This window comes from Sphingobacteriales bacterium, assembly GCA_016700115.1.
Taxonomy (GTDB): domain Bacteria; phylum Bacteroidota; class Bacteroidia; order Chitinophagales; family UBA2359; genus UBA2359.
In genome coordinates, this window is the sequence record CP064999.1 from 3,871,054 (window position 1) to 3,896,921 (window position 25,868).

Genomic DNA, 25,868 nt, shown 5'->3' on the forward strand with positions numbered 1-25,868 from the left:
TGCTTGTTCTTTTTCATGGGTTTACTCCTGAGGTTTCGCCGGTTTTGCTTGTTTTGTTTCCTGGGTTTTCTCCCGCAGATTTCGCTGATCTTCGCAGATTTTTTGCCTGTTCTTTTTCCTGGGGTTACTCCCTGAGGTTTTGCCGGTTTTTGCTTGTTTTGTTTCCTGGTTTTACTCCCGCAGATTTCGCTGGTCTTCGCAGATTTTTTGCCTGTTCTTTTTCCTGGGTTTACTCCCTGAGGTTTTGCTGATTTTTGCTTGTTTTGTTTCCTGGGTTTTCTCCCGCAGATTTCGCTGATCTTCGCAGATTTTTTGCCTGTTCTTTTTCCTGGGGTTACTCCCTGAGGTTTTGCCGGTTTTTGCTTGTTTTGTTTCCTGGTTTTACTCCCGCAGATTTCGCTGGTCTTCGCAGATTTTTTGCCTGTTCTTTTTCCTGGGTTTACTCCCTGAGGTTTTGCTGATTTTTGCTTGTTTTGTTTCCTGGTTTTACTCCCGCAGATTTCATTGATCTTCGCAGATTTTTTGCCTGTTCTTTTTCCTGGGGTTACTCCCTGAGGTTTTGCCGGTTTTTTCTTGTTTTGTTTCTTGGGTTTTCTCCCGCAGATTTCGCTGATCTTCGCAGATTTTTTGCCTGTCCTTTTTCCTGGGGTTACTCCCTGAGGTTTTGCTGATTTTTTCTTGTTTTATTTCTTGGTTTTACTCCCTGTGTTTTCGCTGATTTTTTCTTGTTTTATTTCTTGGGTTTGCTCCCGCAGATTTCGCTGATTTTCGCAGATTTTTTTCTTGTTCTTTTTCCTGGGTTTACTCCCTCAGATTTCGCTGATCTTCGCTGACTTTTTGCTTGTTTTTTTTCTTGGGGTTACTCCCTGAGTTTTTGCTGATTTCGCAGATTTTTGCTTGTTTTTTTCTTTTTTTGCTGATTGGGGTTGGAATTATTTTTGTTTTATTTTTTAATTCCAAGAATTGCCGGAATATCCCAGATATTTTCATAAAACGGTCCCCACCGGTTGTGTTTAGCCTGCAATTCTTCCCGTTTCCAGAAAAACAGTTCGTGGGCGGTAAACAGATATCCGAACTGATAGACGGTTTTGCTTTTTTTAGGCATACACAGGTCTTCCAATGGATAGCGATATTTTTTTTCCATGTGTCTGACCAATTCGATGGCTTGATTTCTGAAAGTTTGGGCTTGGTCTAAAAAGGCGGCAGACGGCAAACCGGTTTGGGAAATTGAATGCTGCTCCAATCGTCTGTATATAAGGTATAGCAGGGTGGAACGCCGGTGTTTTGCCCGTAGCTGAACTACGTCCAGTGCTGTTTTTATTTCGTCAAAAAACGGGTTTTGGTTCAGGGAATCTTGCCGGAGTTCATCAAAGCCGGCAGTCAGGTTTTCATACTTTTGAATAAAAGTATCGAGCAAGGCGATATCTGAGGCGAGCAATTTTTGTAAAAAACCGGCATCCGATTTTCGGGACAACCAGCGATATTGCCAATCGGGACGGGGCTGAAACTGAAGTCTGAACTGCTCAAAAGGCAATTCGTCCGAAACCGTTTGGACGGCGAGGTATTGAATCAGATTTTTATCGCGGATAAAAGAATTATGCAATTCCAGACAATCATTCAGGAACCGGGTTTGATGTTCGTTTTCGGTCAGACGAAAAAAGTATCCGGTAAAATCGGGTACTAAGGCATTACCGTTCACCGAGGTTTCCCAACACCAGTTGGCAATGCTCCAGTCAATCAGCCAGTAGCCCCATTCCCATCCGCTGCTGAAGGTGATATGTCCGTCAATGCCGAGGCTATGGGTGTATAAAATATCCGAAAGACGGGCACTGAGGTAGGTGGGAAAAAACAAGGGGATGGAAATGTCAAAATTAACCCAATAGGCAGATTCGGGGAAATACCAGGTTTCGCGTTTGGACATTTCCTTTTTAAGGGCATCTCTGAGATGAAACAAGTTTTTGTTTTGGTAAACGGGCGCAATCCCGTCATTCAATCCGTAAAACATGACCGTATGAACAAAAATACCCCGAAGGCTGTCGGCAAAAACCGGTTCGTTTTCAAACAGATGTTTCCGGCTGTTATCGTTGAGCATTTCTTCCTTTTTCACGACGTGCATCCGGCTCACGAGTTTGCAATCCTGGTCTAAAAGTTTCCGGTGCAATAAACTAAGGAGTTCATTTTTCTTTTTGGTGTTTCCGGCCGAAAATTCGGTAGCCGAAAACTCGACATTCCAGACATCCCAGGGGATTTGGAGTAAAACTTCGACATTGCGGGACAATTGTTTTTCTTTTTTCTCAAAAGAAAAAGGAGGGGTTTGATACAATTGAAAAGCCTTTTGCTGAAGCATATTGAGGGATAAATCCAACCCGGCAAAGACCCCTCTGAGGTGCATATAGTTTACCAAACGGGCGGCATGAGGCATCCATCGTTCTAAATCTACGGAATTGAGCAAATTAAATTCGAAGTAATTCTGTCTGTTTCTGACCAACCAGTCAATGTATTCTCTGACCATTTCCCAGGCACCGTTAATTTCCGGGTTTAACAGGGCTTCTGCAAGTTCGGTGGGGTGCATGGTATGAAGGTGGAAACCCATTTTGTCAAAACGGGGCTTGCTTTCTAAGGTTAAAGGAGCGGGTAACTGCCATTGGGACAAATCGGGGATTTTTGTTTGGCGGGGATGGTAAAAAGAAAAGCCCAGCACATCTTGCAATAATCCGTAAAGGGCGGCACTAAGTCCGTGTATCGAGCGCACGTTCAACACGATGCGGTCAGGTTTGAGGTCAATCGAGTAACTAAGGTCATAGACCGGCATTTTTGACGGGTCTTTTTGAATAGTTTTGTCAAGCACAAGCATTGCCAAAGGGTCTAAATCAATGACGATATCGTCCAAAGGATTTGCGGTCTTGTTGACTAAAAATCCGACTTTGGCAGCACTGAGCAAACCGGTCAAATCGGCGATTGTCAGGTTAAGTCCCTCGTTTTTCAAACAATCCTCAGGGACCCTGAGCACGAAGTTTTTACCTGAGGCAGTCAAAGTAGAAATTAAGAGTGCAGGCAAGAGGAACAGAAGGCAGAAGAGAACCGGTGTTTTCATCCCGAATAGAATTTAGATGTTGCGGGGGTAAAAATAAGGACTGAAAACCGGTTGGAACAAAAAAATAAAGCGGCTCATCTTTTTTAAGAGAGAGCCGCTTTTTGAAAAAAATTTTTTACTAATCAAGCAAGTTTAGAATGGTATGAGGCTGATGCCGATATTCAGGGGTTGCAAATCAGGTCCCCTGTTGTCTTTAAACAAAGATTGAGGAGAGTAGTTTGTATAAAAATTGATAGGACCAATTCCGATAGTTCCGACAAATCCGTAGCGCAGTTTGTTGAGGTTGAAATCGTCCCGGACTTTGTCGTTGCCTTCTTCGTCGCTTTTTTGACGGGTATGAGCGCCGATTAACAAGCCGCCATAAACACCTGCGCCAATTCTGAAAGATTTTTTAGATTTTTTGGGATTGCTTTCGTAGCCGAACATCAATGGAATATTCATCACGGTAGTTACCAGCTTGTTTTTCTTATAGTCCATATTTTCATTGACCAGAACTTCGAGCGGGTTCGTATTTTTAACTAAGGTAATCGGGTTGTCAAAGCTATAATTGCTGAAGTTAAAACCCAGCCCGTAAGAAATGTTGAGGTGGTTTTGAGCAAAACTAATTTTTTGTCTGAAAGCATGAAGGTTGTAATCTAAAGAACGTCCATAACGCTGTTCAAAATTACTCAACTCGTCCGGCATGTTAAAAGAGCCGTTATTCAGATAGGTGCTTACGCCCATGTCAAACAAAATATACCGGGTTTTAATGCGGCTTTTTTTCTTCTCTTTATGGATAATCTCGTGAACGGCTTCTTCACTGTCAGGATGGGTGCGCACTTTAACCCGTACTCTGTCTTTTAATTCCTGTTCTTGCAACATCTCGAGTTCTCTTTGCAGTTCTTCCTGCGCTTCTTCCAGTTCGCGTTGTGCTTCTTCCATTTCGCGCTCGGCTTCTTCCATTTCTCGTTGAGCTTCTTCATTATTGAGGTCTTGTTGTTCCCTCATTCTGTTGAGTTGGTTTCTCAGCTCTTCTTTGGCGCGTTGCATTTGTCTTTGAGCTTCACGGAGTTGTTCTTCAATTTTGTTATGGTCAATATCTATGTCCACATTGATGTTTTCCAAACCTTTAAAGGCTTCCCGAATCGCTGCTTCAATTTCTTCACTAAGTTCAAAGTTGTCGGTATCTACGTTGATTTCAAGTTCTTCCTTTTCACCTTTAGCTTTTTTGTTTTTATCCACAATCTGTACTTTGATGGTTTTCCCTACATTGATCACCGTAGTGTCTGAAGGAGGAGCGGCAGGAGGAACAGGGGGTTTCGCGACATCTGAAGGAGCAGGCGGAGGCGGAGGCGGCGTTGGGGCAACCTGTGCAACAACATAAATGTTGAACAAAACTAAGGCAGAAAAAATCAGGTTTTTCATTTTAAAATTATTTAAAGGTTATTGATTGAATAAGTCTTTGAAAAATTGGTGCGTGTTGGAGTTAACAGAAAAGGAAAAGGTAATGGCCGGGTTGGCAATATTGGTTTTATCGGCATAAGATTCAGGGACTAAAGCATCCACCACCTGAGCAAATATGCTTTCTTCGTTGTCTTCTTTTTTCTCCGGCCGGGAGTTGTTTTTACGGTCAGAGATTTTTTTACCTACTGCTTTAGCCAGTTTATTGGCAAGTGCGATTTGTTCTTTATCCTCCTGATAAGATTCAGGCGTTTTTTCTAAAGCAGGCAGATAAGAGTTGGGTAAAAAAGCAAGTGTTCCGGCATTTTGGCGATGTTCTTCGACTAATTTTGACGGAATAGAGGTCAGCAAAGCCGGGGAGTTAATGTTTGTACGTTGTTGAATTTCCGGCAATGGATTAGAAGGGTTTTGTAGGGTTAAGTTCTGATTGGAGAGTTGGTTGTTTTGAAGTTGTTTATTTTGAGATGGGGTAGAATTTCCTTTTGTTTGTACGGTTCGTTTAGCCGGTTTAGCGGGTTGAGTTTGTTTTTGGCTGGCGACTGAATTGTCTAAAGCCTCTACCGGAGTTGCTGTTTCAACCAAATCATTTTCGGGCTGTTTTTCTGAATTGATGATCTCCTGGGCAGGAATATTGACGGCAACCGGAGGGATATTTAGAATGGGTTCGGTCAAAATTTGTTTTTTCATAACCAACCATCCGATTGAGAACAACAAAAAGGAAGCAGCCAAAGAATAGATTATAAACTTAGGGGCATGATTACCCCAGAAAGGAACGGTATGTTTAGGCTCTTCTTTTTTAAGCGAGTTTTTATTGGTAAAAACAATCTCCAAATCAGGAACTAAAACCGGCATATCGGCGGCAAGAAGATTAATTTCCTCTTCAATTTCAGGATGCAAAGCAAGAAACTCCTGAAATTGAATGACTACATTTTCGGGAAGGTTGCCTTCTAAATAATCGAGAATAAATTCTTCGTAATTATGGAGATTGATATTCATTTAAAATAGAGGATTTGAAATTTTGAGAGAATGGTTTAACCTGTTTTATTGTAAAATTTTATCATGACCGACTAAAAACTGCTGCATTTTTTGTCTTGCGCGATAGATATACACTTTCACCTGCGATTCGGAAAGTTCAGTAATCGTTGCGATTTCGTCATAAGCATAGCCTTCATAATCCCGCAACAAGAGCACCGATTTTTGAATTTCGCTGAGCATGTTCAACCCATAATTCAGCAAGTCTTTCAGTTCAGAGGCAGGTTTTGCATAACTAATAGCTGCATCTTCTGCAAATTCTTCTGCATGTTCAATACGGTTGTTTTTTCGAATAAAGTCAATCATATTCTTATGCGCTACACTGAACAGAAAAGATTTGGCTTTTTCCATCATCACATTACCTATGTTTTTCCATAGAATTTCAAAAGCATTCTGTACGATGTCTTCAGAGTCCGCTTCATTACGAAGGTTTTTCAGAATAAATCTGTACAGGCTATCCGAGTAAAGTTCTACGCAATTATTGTACTCTTTAGTTGTCATACGGTTGTAAATCGAATAAGCATGGGATAAAGTTACAGCCCACTCAAAATTTTTTTAAATTTTTTTAACTATGCGAGGAAGAAGGTCTAAATACTAAAGAAAACACCGCAAACCCAGCATTTTAATTGCCTGATTTGCGGTGTGTTCAGAATGATACCGCCGAAAATTCACCTTATTTCATACGGTCAGTTCTTCTTCTTCTTCAGCGTCTTCCATTTTGTTGATGGTTACTTCGCGTTTTAATTGTTTGGTATAAAGGTGATAATACATCCCCCTTTTTGCCATCAGGGTTTGGTGGTTACCTTCCTCAGCAATATTTCCTTCTTTGATAACCAATATCCGGTCGCAGTGTTTAATGGTCGAAAGCCGGTGAGCAATGATTACCGAAGTTCGTCCTTTAATCATTTGTTCAATTCCGCTTTGAATTCTGGCTTCGGTTAAAGTATCCACCGATGAGGTGGCTTCGTCCATAATCAAAATGCGGGGGTCAATAATTAAAGCTCTTGCAAAAGAGATGATTTGACGTTCACCCATCGAGAGGTTATCGCCGTTACTTTCCACTTTTTCATCAAGGCGATTGATAAAACTTTCACCACCCACGAGGTTCAAGGCATAAATTACCTGTTCATCGGTTGCTTCAGGAATGGCATATTTCACATTATCGCGAATCGTGCCTTCAAAAAGGTGGGGAGTTTGCAAAACAATACCCAGTTGACGGTGCAAGCTATGTTGGGTTTTGCCGGTATAATCTTCCCCATCTATGGTGATAGTCCCGCTGTTTATCGGATAAAACCTGCAAATCAGATTCGCAATAGTAGATTTTCCGTGCCCGGTAGGTCCTACCAAAGCAATAGATTGTCCTGCTTTGATATGAAGGTTAAAGTTTTTCAACACCGGTTTGTCGGGATGGTAATGAAAAGTAACCTCCTTGAAAACGATTTCACCTTTAATCTTTTCAAAAGAAGTAGCATCGGGGGAGTCGGTAATTTCAGGTTGTTCGTCAATGAGTGAAAAAATCCTTTCACCTGCCGATAAACTGCCTTGCGCCAGTGCATAAAAGCGCGAAATATCTATAATTGGTATAAATATTTGGGTGGCATAACTGAAAAATGCGGTTAATGTTCCAATTGTAATCGCAGCGGGAACGGCTAAAACCATTTTCGCCCCGGCCAAAAGAACAAAAGCAGCCGCAGTAGAGCCTATAAGAATGACCATAGGAAAATACATTGCCGTATAATATGCTGCTTTATAGGAGGCAGTCCGCATTTTGTCGCTAACATCGTTAAACTCATCGCTTACTCTTTTTTCCTGTGTGGTTACTTTATTGACCTCAATCCCATTGATATGCTCAGAATACGAAGCAGTTAGTTCGCTGTTCAGTTTACGGGCTTTTCGGGAAAAGTGCAAAATCAACATTCTGATTTTTATCGAGATAAAGAACAAAACAGGTAAAGAGAGCAATACAATAAGGGCAAGTTTCCAATTATAGAAAAACATAGCCCCAAGACAGGCAATAATCATCGTTATTCCCCAGATTACCTCCAGAAAACCCCATGAAATCAGTTCGGTTACCCGTTGAGTATCAGAGCTAATCCTCGAAAGCAGCCAACCGCTTGCTTGTTTGTCATAAAAAGAAAAAGATAATTCCTGTAAACGACCAAACATCTCCTTGCGCAATTCATACATCACGGTTTCTTCAAGAAAACCGGCATTCCGGATAAAAACATAAACGCCGGCAACCTGAAATATGGCATTGATAAAAAACAAAGACACATAGTATATCAGTTGGCTGTACTCAACAACAGGAGTAATGCCTTTGCCTGAAGCCTCAACAGCGGTATTTACCGCAGGAACGATGGCATGGTCTAAAAAATTCATCCAGATTAAAGGGTAAATGGCATCGGTAATACCCACCAGCATGACCGAAGCCACAAAAACCCAGAAAATCTTTTTATGTCTGTAAGAATAAGTAAACAATCGGGATAAAAAGGGCCATAATGCGCCCTTCCCGGTAAATTCTTTTTCCTGAAATTGTTGGATATGTTCCATAAGATTGAAGTTTTAATTTAAAATTTCATTTTCGATGGCAACTTGTACCTGATAAATCTGGCGATAGAAACCATCTTCGTTCAAAAGTTCTTCGGGAGTTCCGAACTGGGCTACTTCACCTTTCTGCATCACTAAAATATGGTCGGCATGATGAACAGAGGTTACGCGGTGAGCAATGATAAACAAAGTTTTGTTGCCGGTATATCCTGTAAGGGCTTGGTGAATATCATATTCAGTTTCGGTATCAACGGCAGATGTTGCATCATCCAGGACAACAATATCAGGCGTTTCTAACAGGGTTCTTGCAAGGGTTACCCGTTGCTTTTGCCCGCCCGAAAGTGAAACCCCTTTTTCACCAACCATAGTTTCGTAGCCTTGCGGGAAAATGTGGATCATTTCATGAATACTGGCGGCCCTCGAGGCTTCAATCAATTTTTCATCTTCAACATCAGGGTTGGTATAGGCAATATTCCTTTTAATAGTGGTTGAAAATAAAAAGGGCTTTTGCAAAACAACACCGATGCGATTTCTGAGAAACTGTTTATTGTATAGGTTCAGGTTGATGCCATCCAGCAAAATTTCACCCTTATCAGGCTCATAAAATCGGGTAAGCAAGGCTATGATGGTTGATTTTCCGGCACCTGTTGGCCCCATAAGGGCAATTTTTTGCCCAGGGTTTACTTTGAAAGATACGTTTTTTAAAACAAAATCTTCACTGCCCGGATATTTGAACCAAACGTTTCTAAACTCAACCTGTCCTTTAACTTTGTCCGAATCAATTCCTTTATAGTCTTCTTCAGGTGAGTCCATAATGCTTGAAAGCCGTTCGATGGCTACTAAAGACATACTCATCTGGGAAATAACCCTGCCAATATTTCTCATTGGCCAACTTACCATGACAATATAAGAATAGAACGCCGTCAGTTCTCCAATGGTGATGATTTGATTCAGAGCAAAATATCCGCCGGCAAGTATGGAAATAGTTATTTGAAGATGGAATACAAAATCCGACAAAGGCCAGAAAATGGCATGAAGCTGGATATGCCGCAATCCTATTTTTAGTTTCGCCTGATTTTGTTTTTCAAATTTTTCGTTTTCTGCATCTTCACGGGCAAATGCTTTTACTACCCTGATGCCGCCAAGGTTTTCTTCAACAATAGAGGTCAATTTGTCTTGTTCAGCCTCGTGTTCCTCCCAAACTTTACTTTCGCGTTTAAAAAACACAAAAGACTGGATGAAAATAACAGGTGCCAAACATATTGCGATGATTGCGTAGGTCGGATTCATGCCAAACATCATATAAAACGACATGAGAAATACCGTGCCCAATAAAACGACATCCACAACCTGAGTTCCGATAAAGCGTTTTACCGTATCCACATCTCCGGTACATCGTTGAATAAGTTCACCGGTAGTAGCGGTTATGTGAAAACTCATCGGTAGTTTTTGCAAATGGGCAAACAGCAGATCTCTCAGCCTTTTAATGGCTTTTTCAGTGCTGTCGGCGGCTATAGCACTCGAAATAAACATGAGCGAACTTCTCAATAGCGCAATTGCGATATAAATCAGCGCTACATAAATCAGTATAATGGTGATGTTTGCCGGGTTAAAATCGGGTAATATGTTAAATATAAATTTGCCAAAACGGTCGGTAACCTCTGAGTTGCCGGTTTGATACCAACTTATCACTCCGTCAATGGTGATTTGCAACACTTTAGGCTCCAACATCCTGAACAAGGTGGAGATGATCAATAATATAGCCGCAAGGAGGTAAAAAGGTTTCCATTTATGTAAAATGGAAAAAAGTTTGTAGAAGTTTTGCATAGTTGTGGTAGTTAATGTTGTGTTGATGTCATGTATTTAAAAGAAAAAACCGCAAACAATTTGTTGAGAAGTGTTTGCGGTTCTGAAACTTAAAGCTGATTTACTTTGGCAAAAAAAGCCAATGTTCCCATCGCAAACCCATTACAACTACTGATTGAACATCAGTGTATTCTCTTGTCAGGGCAAAGGTGAAGTATGAAGGGAGTGCGATTTTTTGCATGTTTTTTACCATTTTAATAATCCGGAAGAACGGATTTGATTACTGAAAAGGCATCAGGAAAACAAAATAGACTGTAATCAAAAGTTTCCCGATTTGAAACATTTTACTAAAACCAAAACCATGTTTTAAAAGTTCCGCCCAAAGAAAAAAAATATGCACTTAACCCAAAATAATGCTGAAATCAACACCGGACAACTTTATATTTGCCAATTCAACGGTTTTCGCAACAGGCTTATGGAAATTTAAATTTTATGCTTTTATATGAAAGGGTTAAAAGTTTTTTTAGTAATTACTTCAATTTCTTTATTAGCCATTATTGTTGCCTTTATTTTCTTCTATTTTATCTGGATAGGGAAGGTTGGAAATCCTTTGACCCAAACCGATAAAGTTCAGACGCTGACTTCTATACTTGCTTTGTTTTTAGGAACTGCCGCAGCACTTGGAAGTGCTATTGCAGCACTCAAAGTGGCATCATTGGGCTTAGAAATTTCACATCAACAGGAACGGAGGGACAGTCTTGCTTTTGTGGATGCAAAATCAGAAAAATGTATAGACTTGTTTTCTGAAATTGCATTAACCCTTGGCGATTTACACGCTTCTGCGGTTGCTTTAAATGCGGCAATTCCTGTTTTCCCCAAAGATCACACCTCAAAAATGATGAATGAACTCCTTGACGAAACTTTATCGTTAAGAGTTCATCAACTTTGCGATCATATTTCGTCATTATCTGTCTTATTGAAGCAGGTAATGAAAAACGAAACCTCCAAATCTTGTTTTCAACAAACCTTGAAAACCTTTGGACAACGTTGCGAATTTATCAATCAAAACCTGAAAAACATTGATTTTGATGTTTCACGTCACAGCATTTATTCGGTTAGCCTGAACAACCTCAGTGATGTGGCTTCTATTTTGGATTTGGCTCAACGCAGATTGCAACAAAGCAAATTGGGCGAGTTTATTCAGGCAAGGTTGTTTGCCAACTCCTCCGAAATTCCCATGTTTAACGTTCCTTATGACAATGCTAATGTCAGAAATTTTATGTTTCTCGGCAATTTGTTGCTTTCAATCACAAATACCGAAAAACATCCTTTTTTTATAGCAAATTATGGCGCAGCTATATTACACGATTTATTCTTTGCTTTGTCGGATGGGAAAATTATAGCTTCAAGCTTAAAACAACGTTATTCATCCTTATTTTTAGGACAGCAGCCTTTTGAAATAGATTTCGAGCCTCAGAATATTGTCTCCTTTTATTTTTTTGATGCATTAGTTCAAGCTAATTTGATTGGTGAACTATATCTTTTGATAGAAAAAAAGGGAGATAAACCAACACATTAAGACCGGTTCGACCCATTTAATTTCTAATAAGCCAAAGTGCTTTAGACAGGTATTTAATCTAAAATATATCGTTCAACAGTATGCAGTTAAGTTACTTTTAAATACTAAAAAATAATGTCAAAATATAACCGCGAAGGGGCAATCGGAGCAATGTTAGACGAATATGAAAGGGCGATTGATGAATTGATTAAAATACTCGAAGGCATGAGCAACGAAGAGTATGTCAAAATGGCAGACTTAACCACTAAAGACCCGGATTGCATGTCTGTGCAAACAATTTTAAACCATGTTGTTCGCTCCGGATATGGTTATGCCAATTATTTGAGGGTATTATTTAAAATTCCTTACCTTGAACTTCAGGAAAAATATGAAGTTAAAAATCCAATGGAAGCAATAGATAACTTAAGGGATATGTTTTCCTATACAGATTCTACACTCAACGAAAAATGGTTTATGAATGATGATGAATTGGAAAGTGGGGTTATCATAACCCGTTGGGGACAGCCGTATAATATAGAACAAATGATTGAACATGCAATAGTTCATATTCTAAGACATAGACGGCAGATTGAAAGGTTTTTAAAAAATATTAGGTGAAAATTTTCTTTAGAATTGAACTTCAAAATATTTAGCCCCTTTTGCTTAATAGTTAAACACAATTAATAAGTTCAAAAACTGTAATTCCTGAAATGTTTGTTGTTGAGGTAAATAACCCGGAGTTGGATAAAATATTTTACGAAATGCCTGTTGGCATCTATCGCCTTGATCCTAACTGGGTAAAGCCCTTGCAAATAGATATTGAAAATGTTTTCAAACCCACCGTTAACAAATATTTGTCTGGAGCAGAAGTCAGGCGATGGCTGGTGTTCAACAACAGGCATGAAGTAGTCGGTCGAATAGCTGCTTTCACCGGACATAAACAACATGACAGATTTGGAGAACCGCTAGGTGCTATTGGTTTCTTTGAGTGCATCAACGATATTGAGCCGGCAAGTTTACTATTCAAAACTGCTCAATACTGGCTTCAGGAAAAAGGAATGACCGGTATGGACGGACCTGTTAATTTTGGTGAAAGAGATCGTTGGTGGGGATTGCTAATTGATGGTTATTCTCCACCCGCCTATTGTATGAATTATAATCCTCCTTATTACCGCCAGTTATTTGAGACATACGGGTTTAAAATTTTTTTTAAACAATATACCTTTTACCGGCGAATTGAAGACCCTGTTCCTGAAAAATATCGTCTCAGGGCAGAAAAACTTTTAAACAATCCGGCTTATATGTTTAAGCATATCGAAAAAAAACACCTCAATACCTATGCCGGGCATTTTATGGAGGTTTATAACAAAGCCTGGGGCATGTTGCATAAAGATTTTAAACCTGTTACGCCTTCAAAAGCACTTCAGATTTTAGAATCCATGCGCCCAATTATTGACGAAAAAATTATTTATTTTGGTTATTACAACAATCAGCCTATCGGGTTTTTTATATGTCTTCCGGAAATAAACGCTATTGTTCGTTTATTGAACGGCAGGTTTTCAAACTGGCATCGCCTTAAATTCTGGTGGTATCTTAAGACCGGATATTGTAAGCGAATGTTTGGAGTGGTATTTGGAGTAGTGCCTGAACATCAAAACAAAGGTGTAGAATCAGCACTGATAATGACAGCCTCCAAAGTTTTACAAAGCGGATATTATACCCGCTATGAAGATATGGAGTTAGCCTGGATTGGTGACTTTAACCCAAAGATGGTCAATATTGTCAGAGGAATTGGCGGCAAACTTCTAAAAACTCATGCCACCTACAGATATTGGTTTGATGAAAACAAACCGGTCGAACATCACGAAATATTGGGCATGGAGCGGTAAATAGTTTTTTATGTAAGAGATTTACTATTTTTGCGCCCATTCTAAATTTAAAACAGTGTATCCTTTTTACTGTTTTAGAAATCTGAAATATGCAAATAAAAGCGACCTATAAAGATATTTGGTCATTGGCCTATCCTATCATTTTGGCCAATTTTGCACAAAACATCATCAGTCTAACCGATATTGTATTTCTCGGAAGGGTGGATGAAATTCAACAAGGCGCTTGTGGGCTGATTTCTACCTACTATTTTATAATGGTAACCATCGGGCTGGCCTTTTCGCGTGGAGGACAAATTTTAATTGCCCGCCGCTCAGGACAACAACAATACGAAGATATAGGGCGAATTACGCTGAACCTGCTCTATGCTCAAATTGCTTTAGCAACACTGTTGTTTTTGTTTCTTAAAATTACCTCCCCATTTGTCCTAAAACTATTTATCACCTCTAATGAAATCTATAGTGCCAGCCTGAGTTACCTCAAATACCGTTCTTATGGATTATTCTTCAGTTTCTTTGGTTTTGTCCTAATGGCATTATATACGAGTATTGGACGCACCCGTATTATTGCTGTCATAACTGCAGTTTTGTGTTTTACCAATATCTTTTTAAATTACGTTTTTATTTTTGGACATTATGGGTTTCCGGCTATGGGCATTGAAGGAGCAGCCCTTGCCTCTACCCTTTCCGAGATAACCGCATTTTTGTTTACGGTAGGTTATTTGCTTTATGATAAAAAATTGATTCCTTACAGTTTGCGAAGGCTATGGAAATTAGACTTTCCGCTACAAAAAAGAATGGCTTTACTTTCCTTGCCATTGGTTATACAGTTTATAGTAGGTTTAGGTGGCTGGTTTGTATTCCTTTCCTTTATTGAAAGTATGGGGCAACATGAACTTGCAATTTCAGTAGTATTAAAAATCATTTATACAATTTTTAGTATCCCTTCATGGGGTTTTGCGTCTGCTATAAATTCAGTGGTTAGCAACCTTATAGGTCAATACAAATTTTCTCAGGTTTTCTTGGCAGTTATGCGAACGGCAATGATGAGTGCTATATTTACACTGGCACTATGCCTCATCCTTGTTTTATTTCCTGAAACACTTTTAAGCTTGTTTACCAAAGATATTGCTATAATAGAAGGCGCAAAACCCATTTTAGGAATGTTGGTTGCTATTGTTTTGGCTTGTTCCATTTCTGTAATCATATTTAACGGGTTGATGGGAACCGGGGCAACTTATACCTCTTTGGTGATTGAAAGCATAACCATAGTGATTTATCTTTCCTATGGTTATTTGATGAGCAAAGTTTATATACTGGGCTTGTCTTATGTATGGTCAGCAGAGTTTATCTACTGGGTTTTGCTTGCTGTACCTGCCTGGATTTTTCTGCACTCTGAAAGATGGAAAAGGTTCGAGTTATAAAAAGATTTAACGGTTTAAGCTAAAGTCAGGAATTAATTGTTTTGTAACTTAGCAATTTCAAACCGATAATATACAATTAATCAACAAAGAAAATTGGAAGAACTATATCTTTCGGAAGAAGAACTTGAACTTGAGCAAGAAGACGATGAAAGGCAGTATGAACATTTCAGACTGACCATAGATCGGGGGCAATCGCCCTTGCGAATAGATAAGTTTTTATCTTTAAGGATGGAAAAAGCCAGTCGAAGCAGATTGCAAAATGCAGCGAAAGCAGGTGCAATTTTAGTCAATGGAATAGCAGTTAAACCTAATTATAAAGTAAAACCAAACGATGAAATTGCCATTATACTGCCCAAACCAATTCAGCAATACCGGCTGCTACCAGAGCCTATTCCGCTTCAGATTGTTTTTGAAGACGATTATCTGATGGTGATTAATAAACCCGCTGATTTGGTAGTTCATCCCGGTTGTGGCAATTATTCCGGCACACTCGTACATGGATTGTTACATCACTTTTCACAATTGCCGGTCAGTAAACATCATCGCGATGAAATTTCAGGCGAAGAGAACGCATTGCGTCCGGGACTTGTGCATCGCATTGATAAAAACACTTCCGGTTTACTGGTCATTGCAAAAACAGATTATTCACTGACTCATCTCGCAAAACAGTTTTTTGACCATACCGTAAAACGCCGTTATATCGCCTTAGTATGGGGAGATTTGGAAAATCAAACAGGAACCATAACCGGTAACATTGGGAGGGATAAACGACATCGTCAGGTTATGTCTGTTTATCCTGAAGGAGACTTTGGCAAACATGCGATTACTCACTACAGAGTATTGGAACGATTAGGCTACGTAACTTTAGTAGAATGTTCACTCGAAACAGGTAGAACCCATCAAATCAGGGTGCATTTCAGTTTTATTGGCCATCCTTTGTTTAACGACCCGGAATATGGTGGAAACCGGATTGTCAAAGGTACTATATACAACAAATACAAACAGTTTGTTGAAAACTGTTTTTCAATTCTGCCCCGTCAAGCACTTCATGCACAGGTTTTAGGTTTTAAACATCCTGAATCGGGAGAAGCATTATATTTTGAATCTCAATTGCCGAATGATATGGAACAGGTTTTGTTAAAATGGAGAAGATATATGGGTGCTATACAATCCAACACAGAACGGGAAGAAATTAGTGATGAAGATTTCGAATCATAAAATTTTCCTTTCCGTTCTTTTACTGCAATATTAGTTTGCCGCTACAAAACTTCCCGTTTTGAAAAGTAAGGTTGTAAAAATATAAACCACATGGTAAATAATCAGGCAGAACAAAAGTTTCTGTAGGATAAGTCTGGTTTAAAACAACTTTTCCATTCATATCTGTAACCTGTATTTGGGAAAAATTAGCAGGACCATTTTCTGTAATAAATTTGAAGTAAAAGGCTCTATTGCCAGGATTTGGATAAATGGTCAGTCCGCAATCTTTTTCACTGCCCTCTCTTTCAATTAAACTGGTCATAGTAGCATCAGGGGCTTGCATGGTTCTTGCATTTATTTTTAGCAAAAGACCGTCTGTTTTATGATTTCCGCTGCTTGCCCCGTTCCCATAGCTTCCGGTTTCACCTGTGATATAAAGATACTCTCCAAACAGGACTGCATCATGGGCAACATCTTTAAAAGCACCTCCCCAAAATAAAGTATCTGTCAAATTTCCTTCATCGTCATATTTAAGCACAAAAACATCATAGTCACCGCTACCATAACTCGAAGTACTTCCAACCACATATACCACACTATCACCGTCTGCCACAACAGATCTTGAATCCTCAGCACCTGAACCTCCCCAAAGTTTACTCCAAATTAAATCACCACTGCGGTTATATTTGTTAAGGTAATTTTGTGATCCATTACCAAAACTTCCGGTATAACCGGTTACAAACAACATAGAATCGCTGCTCATTGTCATACCAAGGGCATCGTCGTATAGCCATCCTCCCCAAGTAACATGCCATTGATATTCTCCATCTAAACGATTAAAACAAACTAACCCCATATCTCCATCAAAGGAAGCAATATTGGTGCGATTAATATGCCCGGCCACATAAAAATAATTGTCGTCCATTGCCAAATGCCCGTTTGCACCGTCAAATTTGCCCAACCCTTCATAATCCCAGGAATTTGTATAAGCCAGTTGACCGTTTACTGTAGCCTTTGATATCAGGAAATCCATATCAGAATCAGCATCATAAGTCCAACCTGAAAGATATATCCCATCCGGTTGAACCACAAGTCCGTCAATTTCTTCATAACCGGGACCTTGCGACCAAACTTTGAACCAATTCATTTCTCCGTCAATTGTGTTAAAACTCATTAACAAAGCATCCCCAAGGTTGGGGACAAAAGTTGAGTCTTGTCGTCCGCCTAAATATACTTTATCGTTATTGACTTTAGCAATAAAAGCAATATCGTTAAAATCTCCGCCCCATGACGGGGTTTGCCAGATAATTGATGAAGCCGGCGAGATTTTAAACAATGTAATATTGTAATAAAGAAATGGAGAAATATCTTTTTGCTCTACTGCCCAATAAATGTTTCCTTCCTCATCCGTATCAACAGCCCATGCCCGATCTTCATCAACAAGCCCCTGTGTTTTGTACCAAAGCTGTGCGATACTTGTTTGAGAATACAGAAAAAAGATCAAAATGAATATGGTATAAGGTAGCCTTTTCATGTTGAAGTGTTTTACAGATTTAAAACTATGGGATTAAACTCTAAGTTACCTTTATTAAATGCAATTACATCAATTATGTGGTATATTTTTTTTGTGTTTATGCAGATTATCAGTCTTTGAAATCATCAACATAAAACAAATGAATTATTAGCCAATATTAGCTTTAAGAGGTGAAAATCAAAACAGACCATCCAGCGATATTCCCATGCCAAACATCAAAATTACAGGGGGGTTAAGCCAAAAAACAACTATCATGCTTCTGGTTATTGCATACCGCTCCACAATTTATATAAAATAAGTGGGTAAAATAGAGCAAAAATATTTCAATTTTAAAGGTAAAAATTGATTTTTTGCTCAATAAAATTGCAATTTTAAAAAAGGAAAAGACAATTAAAAGGACTGAAATTACAATAAAACGCTTTCAAATCTAAATTTTTATAAAATAAACTGTAATTGAAAGGAGGAGAAAGATGATTTTATACCCTACAATGTATTTTTATAACTGAGAAATTGCAATTGAAATCATAAAAATTGCAATTAAAACTTTGAACATTGCAATTTAAATTTTTACAATTTCAATAAAAATCCTTTTTCAAACCGGTTTTTAGAAAAAATGCTAACTGTGTTTAATCTTGTTTTCTGAAGATAAGGCTATAAAGGTCGTTTCTTCGATCTTTCAAATTTTGAACCGTTCCATATTCATGCAACTCTTTAAGTAATTCCAGATTTACATCGGCAATCAATATCATTTCAGTATTTGGTGTAGCTTCAGCACCGATAGCATCGGTAGGAAAAGCAAAATCAGACGGAGTAAAAATTGCGGACTGAGCGTATTGAATATCCATATTATTGACTTGGGGTAAGTTGCCCACACAGCCAGCAATAGCTACAAAACACTCATTTTCGATAGCCCTCGCTTGAGCACACCTGCGAACCCGATTATAACCGTTTTGCGTATCCGTCAAAAAAGGTACAAATAGCATTTGTACGCCTTGTTTTGCATAAAACCGGCCAAGTTCAGGAAACTCTACATCGTAACAAATTAAAATCCCGATACGACCGCTATCTGTATCAAAAGCCTGAATCCTGTTTCCTCCTACCATTCCCCAACTTTTAACTTCCGAAGGTGTGGGATGAATTTTATGGTAACTTTCCCAGGTTCCGTCACGTCTGCACAGGTAAGCAATATTCAACAGTTTTTCGTCTTCTAAATATGGCATACTGCCTGTAATGATATTGATGTTGTAGGACATCGCAAATTCGACAAATTTATGGCGAATGGCTTCAGTATATTTAGCAAGTTCGCGGATGGCCTTTGCTTCACCTAAATAATCGAAATCAGCCATCAATGGGGCATTAAAAAACTCAGGAAACAAAATAAAGTCAGACTGATATCCACTAACGGCATCAATAAAGTATTCCGCCTGTTTCATCAATGCATCCAAATTGTCAAACAACCGCATTTGCCATTGTACCAATCCAAGCCTGACTGTTATTTTTGGAGTATTGATGAGCAATTCTTCTTTTTGAAAGTAAATGTTTATCCATTCAAGCAAAGTTGCATATTCTTTTGATTGCGTGTCGCCGGGTAAATAATTGCGAAGTATTCTTCGTACATGAAAATCATTAGATAATTGAAAAGCAAGTGTTGGGTCAAATATCTCTTTCATCTTCACTTTCTCAATATATTGACGAGGGGTTAACAGATGTGCATGTTGTTCATAATTCGGAATTCTGCCACCCGCCATTATTGAACGCAAATTGAGATTTTCGCAAAGTTCCTTCCTGGCATCATATAACCGTCTTCCTAAACGCAACCCTCTGAACTGAGGATGTACGAACATTTCGATCCCATATAAAACATCCCCTTCTGGGTCATGAGTATTAAAGGTATAGTTGCCAATTATTTGTTCATAGGTGTGGTTATCCCCAAATTTTTTATAATCAACAATGATAGACAGGGCACTGGCAACTACCTTATTATCAACTGTTACACACAATTGTCCTTCAGGAAAAATCCCTAACAATAGTTTAATAGTGGCTTCATCCCAAAACTCACCTCCAATTCCGGAATAAGCTTCTATAGAGGCATATTTTAGGTCCAAATAATCTTCTAACCGAAGATTTCTGAGTTCAATTTTTGGGCTATGACTCATTTATATTGTTTTAAGGTTAATAAGACAATAATCAACATGTCTGCATTGGAAGATTGCAGATTAATAAAATATACTTAGATAATGGGATTTGCTAAACAATTTACTAAAACCGTTGATATTCTGCTTGATTAGATTTAAATGCAGTAGAGGTTTTAGAGTTTATATAGGTTGCAATTTGTTTTATGGCCTCATTAGCTTCAGGTATGACATACCAAAGGTATTGCCAAACATGTATCATTCCATTCCAAATATCAAGTGTAACATCAACGCCCTGTTCGCGAGCTTTTTCTGCAAATCTTGTTGAATCATCTAAAATTACTTCATCGGTTCCAACTTGAACCAATAACGGAGGTAGTCCGCTTAGGTCGGCATAAAGTGGTGAAATCAAAGGGTGATTAACCGGAGTCTTTCCCGCATATTTAGCAGCCCATTCTGATAATAAATATCCTACAATCATGGGGTCTAAATGCGCTTTTTCGGTTACTGAAGCTCCGGTAACAACTAAATCTGTCCAAGGAGAAAGGCAAACCGCAGCCGCAGGCAAAGGTCGTCCCAAATCTTTCAATGCAATTAAAGTGGCAAGAGTAAGTCCACCTCCTGCTGAATCTCCGGCAATTACAATGTTTTCAGGGGCATAATTTTGTTCTAATAAAAAATTATAAGCACAAATAGCATCATCAACTGCTGCAGGAAAAGGATGTTCAGGCGCAAGTCTATAATCAATTGCTAACGCTGTAATGCCTGCTTTTTTTGCAATTTTGGATACAAGCGCTTTGTGCGTGTTAACAGATCCTACTGCATAACCTCCTCCGTGCAGATAAAGCATTGCAATATTTGTATTGGCCTTAGCCGGTATAATCCATGCTGCCGGAATATCATTAATAAAAATGCGTTTAAAATATACATGCTTAGGTAAAGGATGCCGCTTTGCCAGCATTTCAAATCCTCTTCTTAAGACGGGAATGTTTTCATGATGTCTTCTAATCATAAGAGCTTCCCTTGCCGAGAAAAGATAATGCTTGATTAAAAAACTTCTGAAACTTGCCATATCTAAACTTTAAAAGATACTGTTTTTGAAATAAACCGCATATTCGAATGCAAATTTGCAAATAAAAAACAATAATCAATATAAACCCCAAAAATTCATCCACATCAATATTTATTTCTATTTGAAAAATGTCAGTATAAATCCATTATATTAAGCAGTAGTCTGGTTTTTTAAATTTTGTTTAATATTGCCACTTTTTTACCTCAATCAGGTCAAGCACTCATGTCATCTGACGGAATAAAGATATCCTTAGTCTTAGGTAGTGGTGGAGCACGAGGTATAACTCATATTGGCGTTATTGAAGAATTGTTGAAAAATGGCTTTCAGATAGAAGCTATTTCAGGATGTTCTATAGGCGCTTTGGTCGGCGGTGTATTTGCTGCCGGAAAATTACATTTGCTTAAAGAGTGGTTTTTGCAAATGGATAAAACCCGTCTTTTTAAGCTTACTGATTTCACTCTGACTGCACAAGGTTTTATAAAAGGCGAAAGGGTAATTGAAGAATTAAGAAAATTAATTGGAGACTGCAACATAGAAGATTTACCTATCCCTTATACTGCAGTTGCTGCCGATTTGCATACAGGTCAGGAGGTATGGATAAACCAGGGCAGCTTGTTTGAGGCAATAAGAGCTTCCGCTGCTGTTCCTACAATTTTAACTCCTATCACTATGGCAGGTCGGGATTTGGTGGATGGAGGAGTTGTTAATCCAACACCTATTGAACCGGTTTTAAAAGTAAAAAGCAATTTGATTGTAGTTGTCAACCTGAATGCAAAGCGATATGTAAAACCTGAAGTGATTCACGGCAGAAATCCGAATAGCTATAATATTTTTGTTCAGAAATGGATTAACACGCTTCCGAAAATGAGTGCAATCAAAGAAAAGTTTACCTATCTCGGTGTAATTAATAGAATGACAGAAATCTTACAAGATAAATTGACAGAATATTCCTTTTACTACCATAAACCCGATATCATCATCAATATTTCCAGAGATGTTTGCAGTACTTATGAATTCTATAAAGCAAAAGAGCTAATTTTATTAGGTCAACAATCTTGCAGTGCAGCCTTAACTAATTACAATGAATTAAAACGACAAAAAGCTGACTCGAATACTATCAAGTCAGCTCTTTGGAACTTACTCCTGTTTGACAAATTACCGAGTTTTGGAAACGACAAAAAATAAATTTTGATGTTGTATGACGTTTATAAAGCCAATCCAATACTAAATCCTAATTTGGGAGCTATAGTTTTCTTGTAGGGATTCACAACCGGCAAATGCACTACATCAGATGACGTATCATCAACAGGAAGAAAAACACCCCCACCAGCATACATATCCATCGTAATTCTGGCTTTAGAAACGAACTGAATTCCTATCAATACTCCCCCACTTGCTGCACTTGCCTGTTCTTTTACTTTTGTAGAAGTTCCGGTTCCATTAATCGGATCATATTCCCACTTTTCGTTCATCACACTAATTTGCCGATACAAAGCATAAGGAGCAATGTAAATTCCTTCAGGGGTCTGACGCTTTTCACTAAAAAGATATCTCCGCAATTGAATTTCTCCTCTGAAACCGTCCATATCGGTAATTAAATCGTCATACCCAATAGGGTCAGCCGAGAGAAAGTATCCAAAATTCAAGCGCATGGTCATCCAATTGCTTAATTTTTGTTCATAACTCAAATCTAATCCTCCGGCAATCAGTGAAAAGGGCTGAACAGATAAAATTACCTTTGCCGGTCTTACTTGTTTAGGCGTTTCGTCCTCAGTTAAACTTTCATTTTGATTTGCTAAGAGGCTGCCTGTAGCCTTAGCTGAAAAACTAATCATCAAAGAAAAGAAAAGAAAAACAAAAATTTTGAGGTTCATATAAAATGTTTTTTTTGTGTTAAGTCGTTTAAATAAAGAAGAATGCAAACTTAGGCAAAATTGGTTTTTAAAAATTGTAAAAATTACCATCCAGATTTCATCTTTCGTTAAATTTAAGTAAACTCGTTAAGAAATTTAAATCAACTTTATACTACACACCTATTTTTACTAATTTTGCCGATATTTAATGATTTTCCATTTTGGTTATTGTTTTAACGATGTGAGGCAATATTTTCTTATATCCTTTACTTTCATCCTTCTGAAAAATCTGTTTTTTTCTAAAAAGCGCTAATGTCAATCAATAAAGTAACTTTCATTCAATTAATAAAGCGCTAATTTTTTAATAATACTTTTTAAAAATCATTCATATTGCATGAAAAACTTTACAACTCTTGTTTTAACTTTAGTTTTTTGCATTTATAGTTTTGCTCAAACAATTGATATAGGAGATGCCCGTGGAGTTGCGCCATGCTCTTCTGCTGATGGTAGTGAATGCTTTTCAGAAGCCGATTGTAGTACCGTTACCGTTCAGGGAATTGTTACTAATGGCGGTGAATTAGGACCGATTCGCTATATACAGGATGGAACCGGGGGCATAGGCGTTTATAATCCTTCAGTAGCAAATAATCTTTTGCCGGGAAATTTAGTAACTATTACAGGACAGGTTCAGGAGTATAATTGCCTACTTGAGATAGTTGACGACAGTAGTTTTTCTTATACGATAGATGGCACTGCCACTATTCCTTCTCCGGTAGATTTATCTGCTGCTGCAGCATTCTCCGAAACCTACGAAGGACAATTAGTAAGAGTGGATGCTGTTCAATTTCCTTCAGCAGGGTTAACTTTTAATGGAAACACAAATTACAATATTCAGGATGCCAGTGGAAACACTTATCAAATACGTATTAACAGCAATTCAACTTCGATTGTTGGAACACTGATCCCATCCGGATTCCTAAATATTATTGGTATAATGAGCCAATTTCAAGGTTCTTACCAACTTCTGCCCCGTTCATTTTCTGATTTTGAATTTGTAGGAAATGCTCCTGTTTTTACTTCTTCAATTGAACAAACCAATTTAGCAACGGACTCATTTACACTCACATTTGAGACCTTAAATGAAGGAAACACTATTGTTCATTATGGATTAACTTCAGATCTTGAACTTGGAACTGTTATTGATGAAATATTTACAACCGACCACAGTATCGAACTAGCCGGTTTGGAGCCCGGGAATATTTATTATGTTCAAATTGAAAGCACCTCACCCGGAGGTGAAACATCATATTCGGCAATTATTCCAATGGCAACAGTTTCTCTATCTTCCGGGGACATCAAAGTTTACTTTAATCGTCCGGTTGATACCTCAGTTTCTACCGGAGAAAACGCTATTTATTTAAATCAAATGGTACCCGATACCCTTATTGCATACTTAGACCGTGCAAAATATACAATAGATTTGTGCGCATATACTATGGATAATGAAAATGGTATCGTAGATGCTATTTTAGCAGCGCAAGACCGGGGTGTTCAGATAAGAATAGTCGCAGATGCAGACTTAAATGCGACAATTTATTCTCAATTACCCGGCACTAAAATCAAACGCCCATCCTCTTTACCCGGAATCATGCATAACAAATTTATAGTTATTGATGCTTTTTCCGAAAATCCAAATGAACCTGTTGTTTGGACCGGCAGCACAAATTTTACAAATAATCAATTGATTGTTGACCCAAACAATGTGATTATTTTTCAGGATCAAAGTTTGGCAAAAGGATTTACACTCGAATTTGAAGAAATGTTGGGGGGTAGTTTCAGTACAGACAAAACAGAAAATACACCTGTAAAATATCTGATAGGCGGAATTCCTGTTGAATCATATTTCAGCCCTTCATCCCCGATGAATTCAATATTAATTAATACCGTTAACAGTTCAGATCATGACTTATATTTCGGCATCTTATCATTTACAAGAAATGATTTAGCTCAAGCTATCAGAGATAAAGCCTATGACGGAGTTTTTGTAGCAGGAATTATCGAATCAATAGGGAGTGCAGAAGCCCAACAAGTATCTTTAACATTAAATAGTGCAATCAGTAATACGCTTTTTATTGACAATACATCTGCCATTTTCCATCATAAATATTTTATCGTTGACCCCAATCTTACAACTTCGGATCCTGTTGTTTTGACCGGCTCACACAATTGGAGCAATTCCGCAGCATTCAGAAATGATGAAAATACCGTTGTTGTTCACGATGCAACAATAGCTAATTTTTATTATCAGGAGTTTGTAAAAAGATATATTGAACTTGGAGGAACATTATTAGTAGACTCGATTGTATTTGTTCAAAATTTGAACCTTCCATTAGAAAGTTTAAAACTGTACCCAAATCCTGTTACTAATGCTTTAAATGTGCAATTTAATTCAAATCAACCTCAGTTTAAAACACAAATCACCTTGTTGAACTCAATCGGACAACCGATATTAAATCGATTTTTTGATTCTACTTCAGGTTCAATAACTTCAGTAGATGTAAGCCAACTTCCTTCCGGGTTATATTTTCTACAGGTAGGTAATACAGTTCAGAAATTCCAGATTATCCATTAATTATCCAATTTACACTAAACTTATAAGTTATGTTTAAAAATCTACTTCCGGTATTTTTTTTCACTTTATTTGCTTTTGTTGCTTCAGGCAATTTAAATGCACAATGCAGTGAACTTTACTTTTCCGAGTATGTTGAAGGAAACTTCAATAATAAAGCACTTGAAATTTACAATCCAACCGATAATGCTATTGACCTGTCCGGCTATAGAATCATACGTTGGTCAAATGGAAATAACATTTATGACCCAATTGCTTCTGTTCAATTAAGCGGTTCAATCAATGCTAAAGATGTGATGGTTATTGTTGTGGATTTGCAAAATTGTAGCTTGACAGGTGCAGATACCTGTGTGTTTCAGGAACTAAAAGATAAGGCAGATTTATTTGTTTGCCCTGTTTATGAAGAGTCTAATGCATTATATCATAACGGAAACGATGCACTTTCGCTTAACAAAATTGATGGTTCTTCTACCGCTTTTGGTGCAACTGGCACTTTTGTGGACATATTTGGATTAATCGGAGAAGACCCCGGAGTTTCCTGGACTAATACAGCTCCTTATACACAATCGGCAGGAGGAGCCTATTGGACAAGAGATAAAACCTTAATCCGTAAACCGGGAGTAACAGCCGGGTTTAACTTCTAACCCCGGAGCTCCTTATACAG

The 25,868-nt window shown here is 38.3% G+C and carries 18 protein-coding genes; 8 read left to right on the forward strand and 10 right to left on the reverse strand.

Features of this window, described 5'->3' with window-relative positions; all coding sequences use genetic code 11:
• Positions 1-943 precede the first annotated feature (943 nt).
• From IPM47_13675 to IPM47_13700, 6 genes are all read right to left on the reverse strand, one after another.
• Entirely contained in the window at positions 944-3,094 is a 2,151-nt protein-coding gene (locus IPM47_13675) for a hypothetical protein (GenBank protein QQS27919.1), read from the reverse strand.
• A 132-nt stretch (positions 3,095-3,226) separates the two neighbouring features.
• The gene (locus tag IPM47_13680) at positions 3,227-4,498 is read right to left on the reverse strand and encodes an outer membrane beta-barrel protein (protein ID QQS27920.1); all 1,272 of its coding nucleotides are present in this window, start codon (positions 4,496-4,498) and stop codon (positions 3,227-3,229) included.
• An 18-nt stretch (positions 4,499-4,516) separates the two neighbouring features.
• Positions 4,517-5,530, reverse strand: coding sequence for a hypothetical protein (locus IPM47_13685; protein ID QQS27921.1), 1,014 nt, complete (start codon positions 5,528-5,530; stop codon positions 4,517-4,519).
• A gap of 45 nt (positions 5,531-5,575) precedes the next feature.
• Positions 5,576-6,067, reverse strand: coding sequence for an RNA polymerase sigma factor (locus IPM47_13690; protein ID QQS27922.1), 492 nt, complete (start codon positions 6,065-6,067; stop codon positions 5,576-5,578).
• A gap of 177 nt (positions 6,068-6,244) precedes the next feature.
• The gene (locus IPM47_13695) at positions 6,245-8,116 is read right to left on the reverse strand and encodes an ABC transporter ATP-binding protein (protein ID QQS27923.1); all 1,872 of its coding nucleotides are present in this window, start codon (positions 8,114-8,116) and stop codon (positions 6,245-6,247) included.
• 12 nt (positions 8,117-8,128) lie between these two features.
• Positions 8,129-9,940 carry an ABC transporter ATP-binding protein gene (locus IPM47_13700; protein QQS27924.1) on the reverse strand — a complete coding sequence of 604 codons (1,812 nt, stop codon included), beginning with the start codon at positions 9,938-9,940 and terminating at the stop codon, positions 8,129-8,131.
• A 481-nt stretch (positions 9,941-10,421) separates the two neighbouring features.
• Between IPM47_13700 and IPM47_13705 the strand changes: the two genes are divergently transcribed.
• The 5 genes from IPM47_13705 to IPM47_13725 all read left to right on the forward strand — a co-directional run bounded on the left by IPM47_13705 (position 10,422) and on the right by IPM47_13725 (position 16,005).
• Positions 10,422-11,498, forward strand: coding sequence for a hypothetical protein (locus IPM47_13705; GenBank protein ID QQS27925.1), 1,077 nt, complete (start codon positions 10,422-10,424; stop codon positions 11,496-11,498).
• A 114-nt stretch (positions 11,499-11,612) separates the two neighbouring features.
• A complete protein-coding gene (locus IPM47_13710) occupies positions 11,613-12,095 on the forward strand; it encodes a DinB family protein (GenBank protein QQS27926.1) in 483 nt (160 codons plus the stop codon).
• A 92-nt stretch (positions 12,096-12,187) separates the two neighbouring features.
• Complete coding sequence (locus IPM47_13715; protein QQS27927.1) at positions 12,188-13,366, forward strand: hypothetical protein; 1,179 nt, start codon at positions 12,188-12,190, stop codon at positions 13,364-13,366.
• 89 nt (positions 13,367-13,455) lie between these two features.
• Complete coding sequence (locus tag IPM47_13720) at positions 13,456-14,787, forward strand: MATE family efflux transporter (protein QQS27928.1); 1,332 nt, start codon at positions 13,456-13,458, stop codon at positions 14,785-14,787.
• Positions 14,788-14,880: 93 nt separating this feature from the next.
• Positions 14,881-16,005, forward strand: coding sequence for an RluA family pseudouridine synthase (locus tag IPM47_13725; protein ID QQS27929.1), 1,125 nt, complete (start codon positions 14,881-14,883; stop codon positions 16,003-16,005).
• 19 nt (positions 16,006-16,024) lie between these two features.
• On the opposite strand, the gene IPM47_13730 is transcribed toward IPM47_13725, so the two are convergent.
• The 3 genes from IPM47_13730 to IPM47_13740 all read right to left on the reverse strand — a co-directional run bounded on the left by IPM47_13730 (position 16,025) and on the right by IPM47_13740 (position 20,662).
• Positions 16,025-17,518, reverse strand: coding sequence for a T9SS type A sorting domain-containing protein (locus IPM47_13730; GenBank protein QQS27930.1), 1,494 nt, complete (start codon positions 17,516-17,518; stop codon positions 16,025-16,027).
• Positions 17,519-18,144: 626 nt separating this feature from the next.
• Positions 18,145-19,674: a GNAT family N-acetyltransferase gene (locus IPM47_13735; protein ID QQS27931.1), complete on the reverse strand. Its 1,530-nt coding sequence runs from the start codon at positions 19,672-19,674 to the stop codon at positions 18,145-18,147.
• 103 nt (positions 19,675-19,777) lie between these two features.
• A complete protein-coding gene (locus IPM47_13740) occupies positions 19,778-20,662 on the reverse strand; it encodes an alpha/beta hydrolase (protein ID QQS27932.1) in 885 nt (294 codons plus the stop codon).
• A gap of 282 nt (positions 20,663-20,944) precedes the next feature.
• On the opposite strand from IPM47_13740, the gene IPM47_13745 reads away from it, so the two are divergent.
• On the forward strand, positions 20,945-21,907 hold the full coding sequence (locus IPM47_13745; GenBank protein ID QQS27933.1) for a patatin-like phospholipase family protein: 963 nt from the start codon (positions 20,945-20,947) through the stop codon (positions 21,905-21,907).
• Between the two features lie 20 nt (positions 21,908-21,927).
• Here the strand turns inward: IPM47_13745 and IPM47_13750 are convergent, their stop codons facing one another.
• Entirely contained in the window at positions 21,928-22,596 is a 669-nt protein-coding gene (locus IPM47_13750) for a DUF3575 domain-containing protein (GenBank protein QQS27934.1), read from the reverse strand.
• 373 nt (positions 22,597-22,969) lie between these two features.
• Between IPM47_13750 and IPM47_13755 the strand changes: the two genes are divergently transcribed.
• Together IPM47_13755 and IPM47_13760 are read left to right on the forward strand one after the other, a co-directional pair.
• Positions 22,970-25,207 (forward strand): T9SS type A sorting domain-containing protein, encoded by a 2,238-nt coding sequence (locus tag IPM47_13755; GenBank protein QQS27935.1) that lies wholly within the window; start codon positions 22,970-22,972, stop codon positions 25,205-25,207.
• A 29-nt stretch (positions 25,208-25,236) separates the two neighbouring features.
• Positions 25,237-25,848, forward strand: a complete 612-nt coding sequence (locus tag IPM47_13760; GenBank protein ID QQS27936.1) for a lamin tail domain-containing protein — start codon at positions 25,237-25,239, stop codon at positions 25,846-25,848.
• The last annotated feature ends 20 nt before the right edge of the window (positions 25,849-25,868 follow it).

Excerpts from the sequence above, each read along its gene's own strand:
- IPM47_13720 (QQS27928.1), top strand. The coding sequence starts at position 13,456 with ATGCAAATAAAAGCGACCTATAAAGATATTTGGTCATTGGCCTATCCT.
- IPM47_13745 (QQS27933.1), top strand. The coding sequence starts at position 20,945 with ATGTCATCTGACGGAATAAAGATATCCTTAGTCTTAGGTAGTGGTGGA.
- IPM47_13755 (QQS27935.1), top strand. The coding sequence starts at position 22,970 with ATGAAAAACTTTACAACTCTTGTTTTAACTTTAGTTTTTTGCATTTAT.
- IPM47_13730 (QQS27930.1), bottom strand. The coding sequence starts at position 17,518 with ATGAAAAGGCTACCTTATACCATATTCATTTTGATCTTTTTTCTGTAT.
- IPM47_13710 (QQS27926.1), top strand. The coding sequence starts at position 11,613 with ATGTCAAAATATAACCGCGAAGGGGCAATCGGAGCAATGTTAGACGAA.
- IPM47_13700 (QQS27924.1), bottom strand. The coding sequence starts at position 9,940 with ATGCAAAACTTCTACAAACTTTTTTCCATTTTACATAAATGGAAACCT.
- IPM47_13690 (QQS27922.1), bottom strand. The coding sequence starts at position 6,067 with ATGACAACTAAAGAGTACAATAATTGCGTAGAACTTTACTCGGATAGC.
- IPM47_13750 (QQS27934.1), bottom strand. The coding sequence starts at position 22,596 with ATGAACCTCAAAATTTTTGTTTTTCTTTTCTTTTCTTTGATGATTAGT.
- IPM47_13715 (QQS27927.1), top strand. The coding sequence starts at position 12,188 with ATGTTTGTTGTTGAGGTAAATAACCCGGAGTTGGATAAAATATTTTAC.
- IPM47_13740 (QQS27932.1), bottom strand. The coding sequence starts at position 20,662 with ATGATTAGAAGACATCATGAAAACATTCCCGTCTTAAGAAGAGGATTT.
- IPM47_13735 (QQS27931.1), bottom strand. The coding sequence starts at position 19,674 with ATGAGTCATAGCCCAAAAATTGAACTCAGAAATCTTCGGTTAGAAGAT.
- IPM47_13695 (QQS27923.1), bottom strand. The coding sequence starts at position 8,116 with ATGGAACATATCCAACAATTTCAGGAAAAAGAATTTACCGGGAAGGGC.
- IPM47_13680 (QQS27920.1), bottom strand. The coding sequence starts at position 4,498 with ATGAAAAACCTGATTTTTTCTGCCTTAGTTTTGTTCAACATTTATGTT.
- IPM47_13760 (QQS27936.1), top strand. The coding sequence starts at position 25,237 with ATGTTTAAAAATCTACTTCCGGTATTTTTTTTCACTTTATTTGCTTTT.
- IPM47_13675 (QQS27919.1), bottom strand. The coding sequence starts at position 3,094 with ATGAAAACACCGGTTCTCTTCTGCCTTCTGTTCCTCTTGCCTGCACTC.
- IPM47_13685 (QQS27921.1), bottom strand. The coding sequence starts at position 5,530 with ATGAATATCAATCTCCATAATTACGAAGAATTTATTCTCGATTATTTA.
- IPM47_13705 (QQS27925.1), top strand. The coding sequence starts at position 10,422 with ATGAAAGGGTTAAAAGTTTTTTTAGTAATTACTTCAATTTCTTTATTA.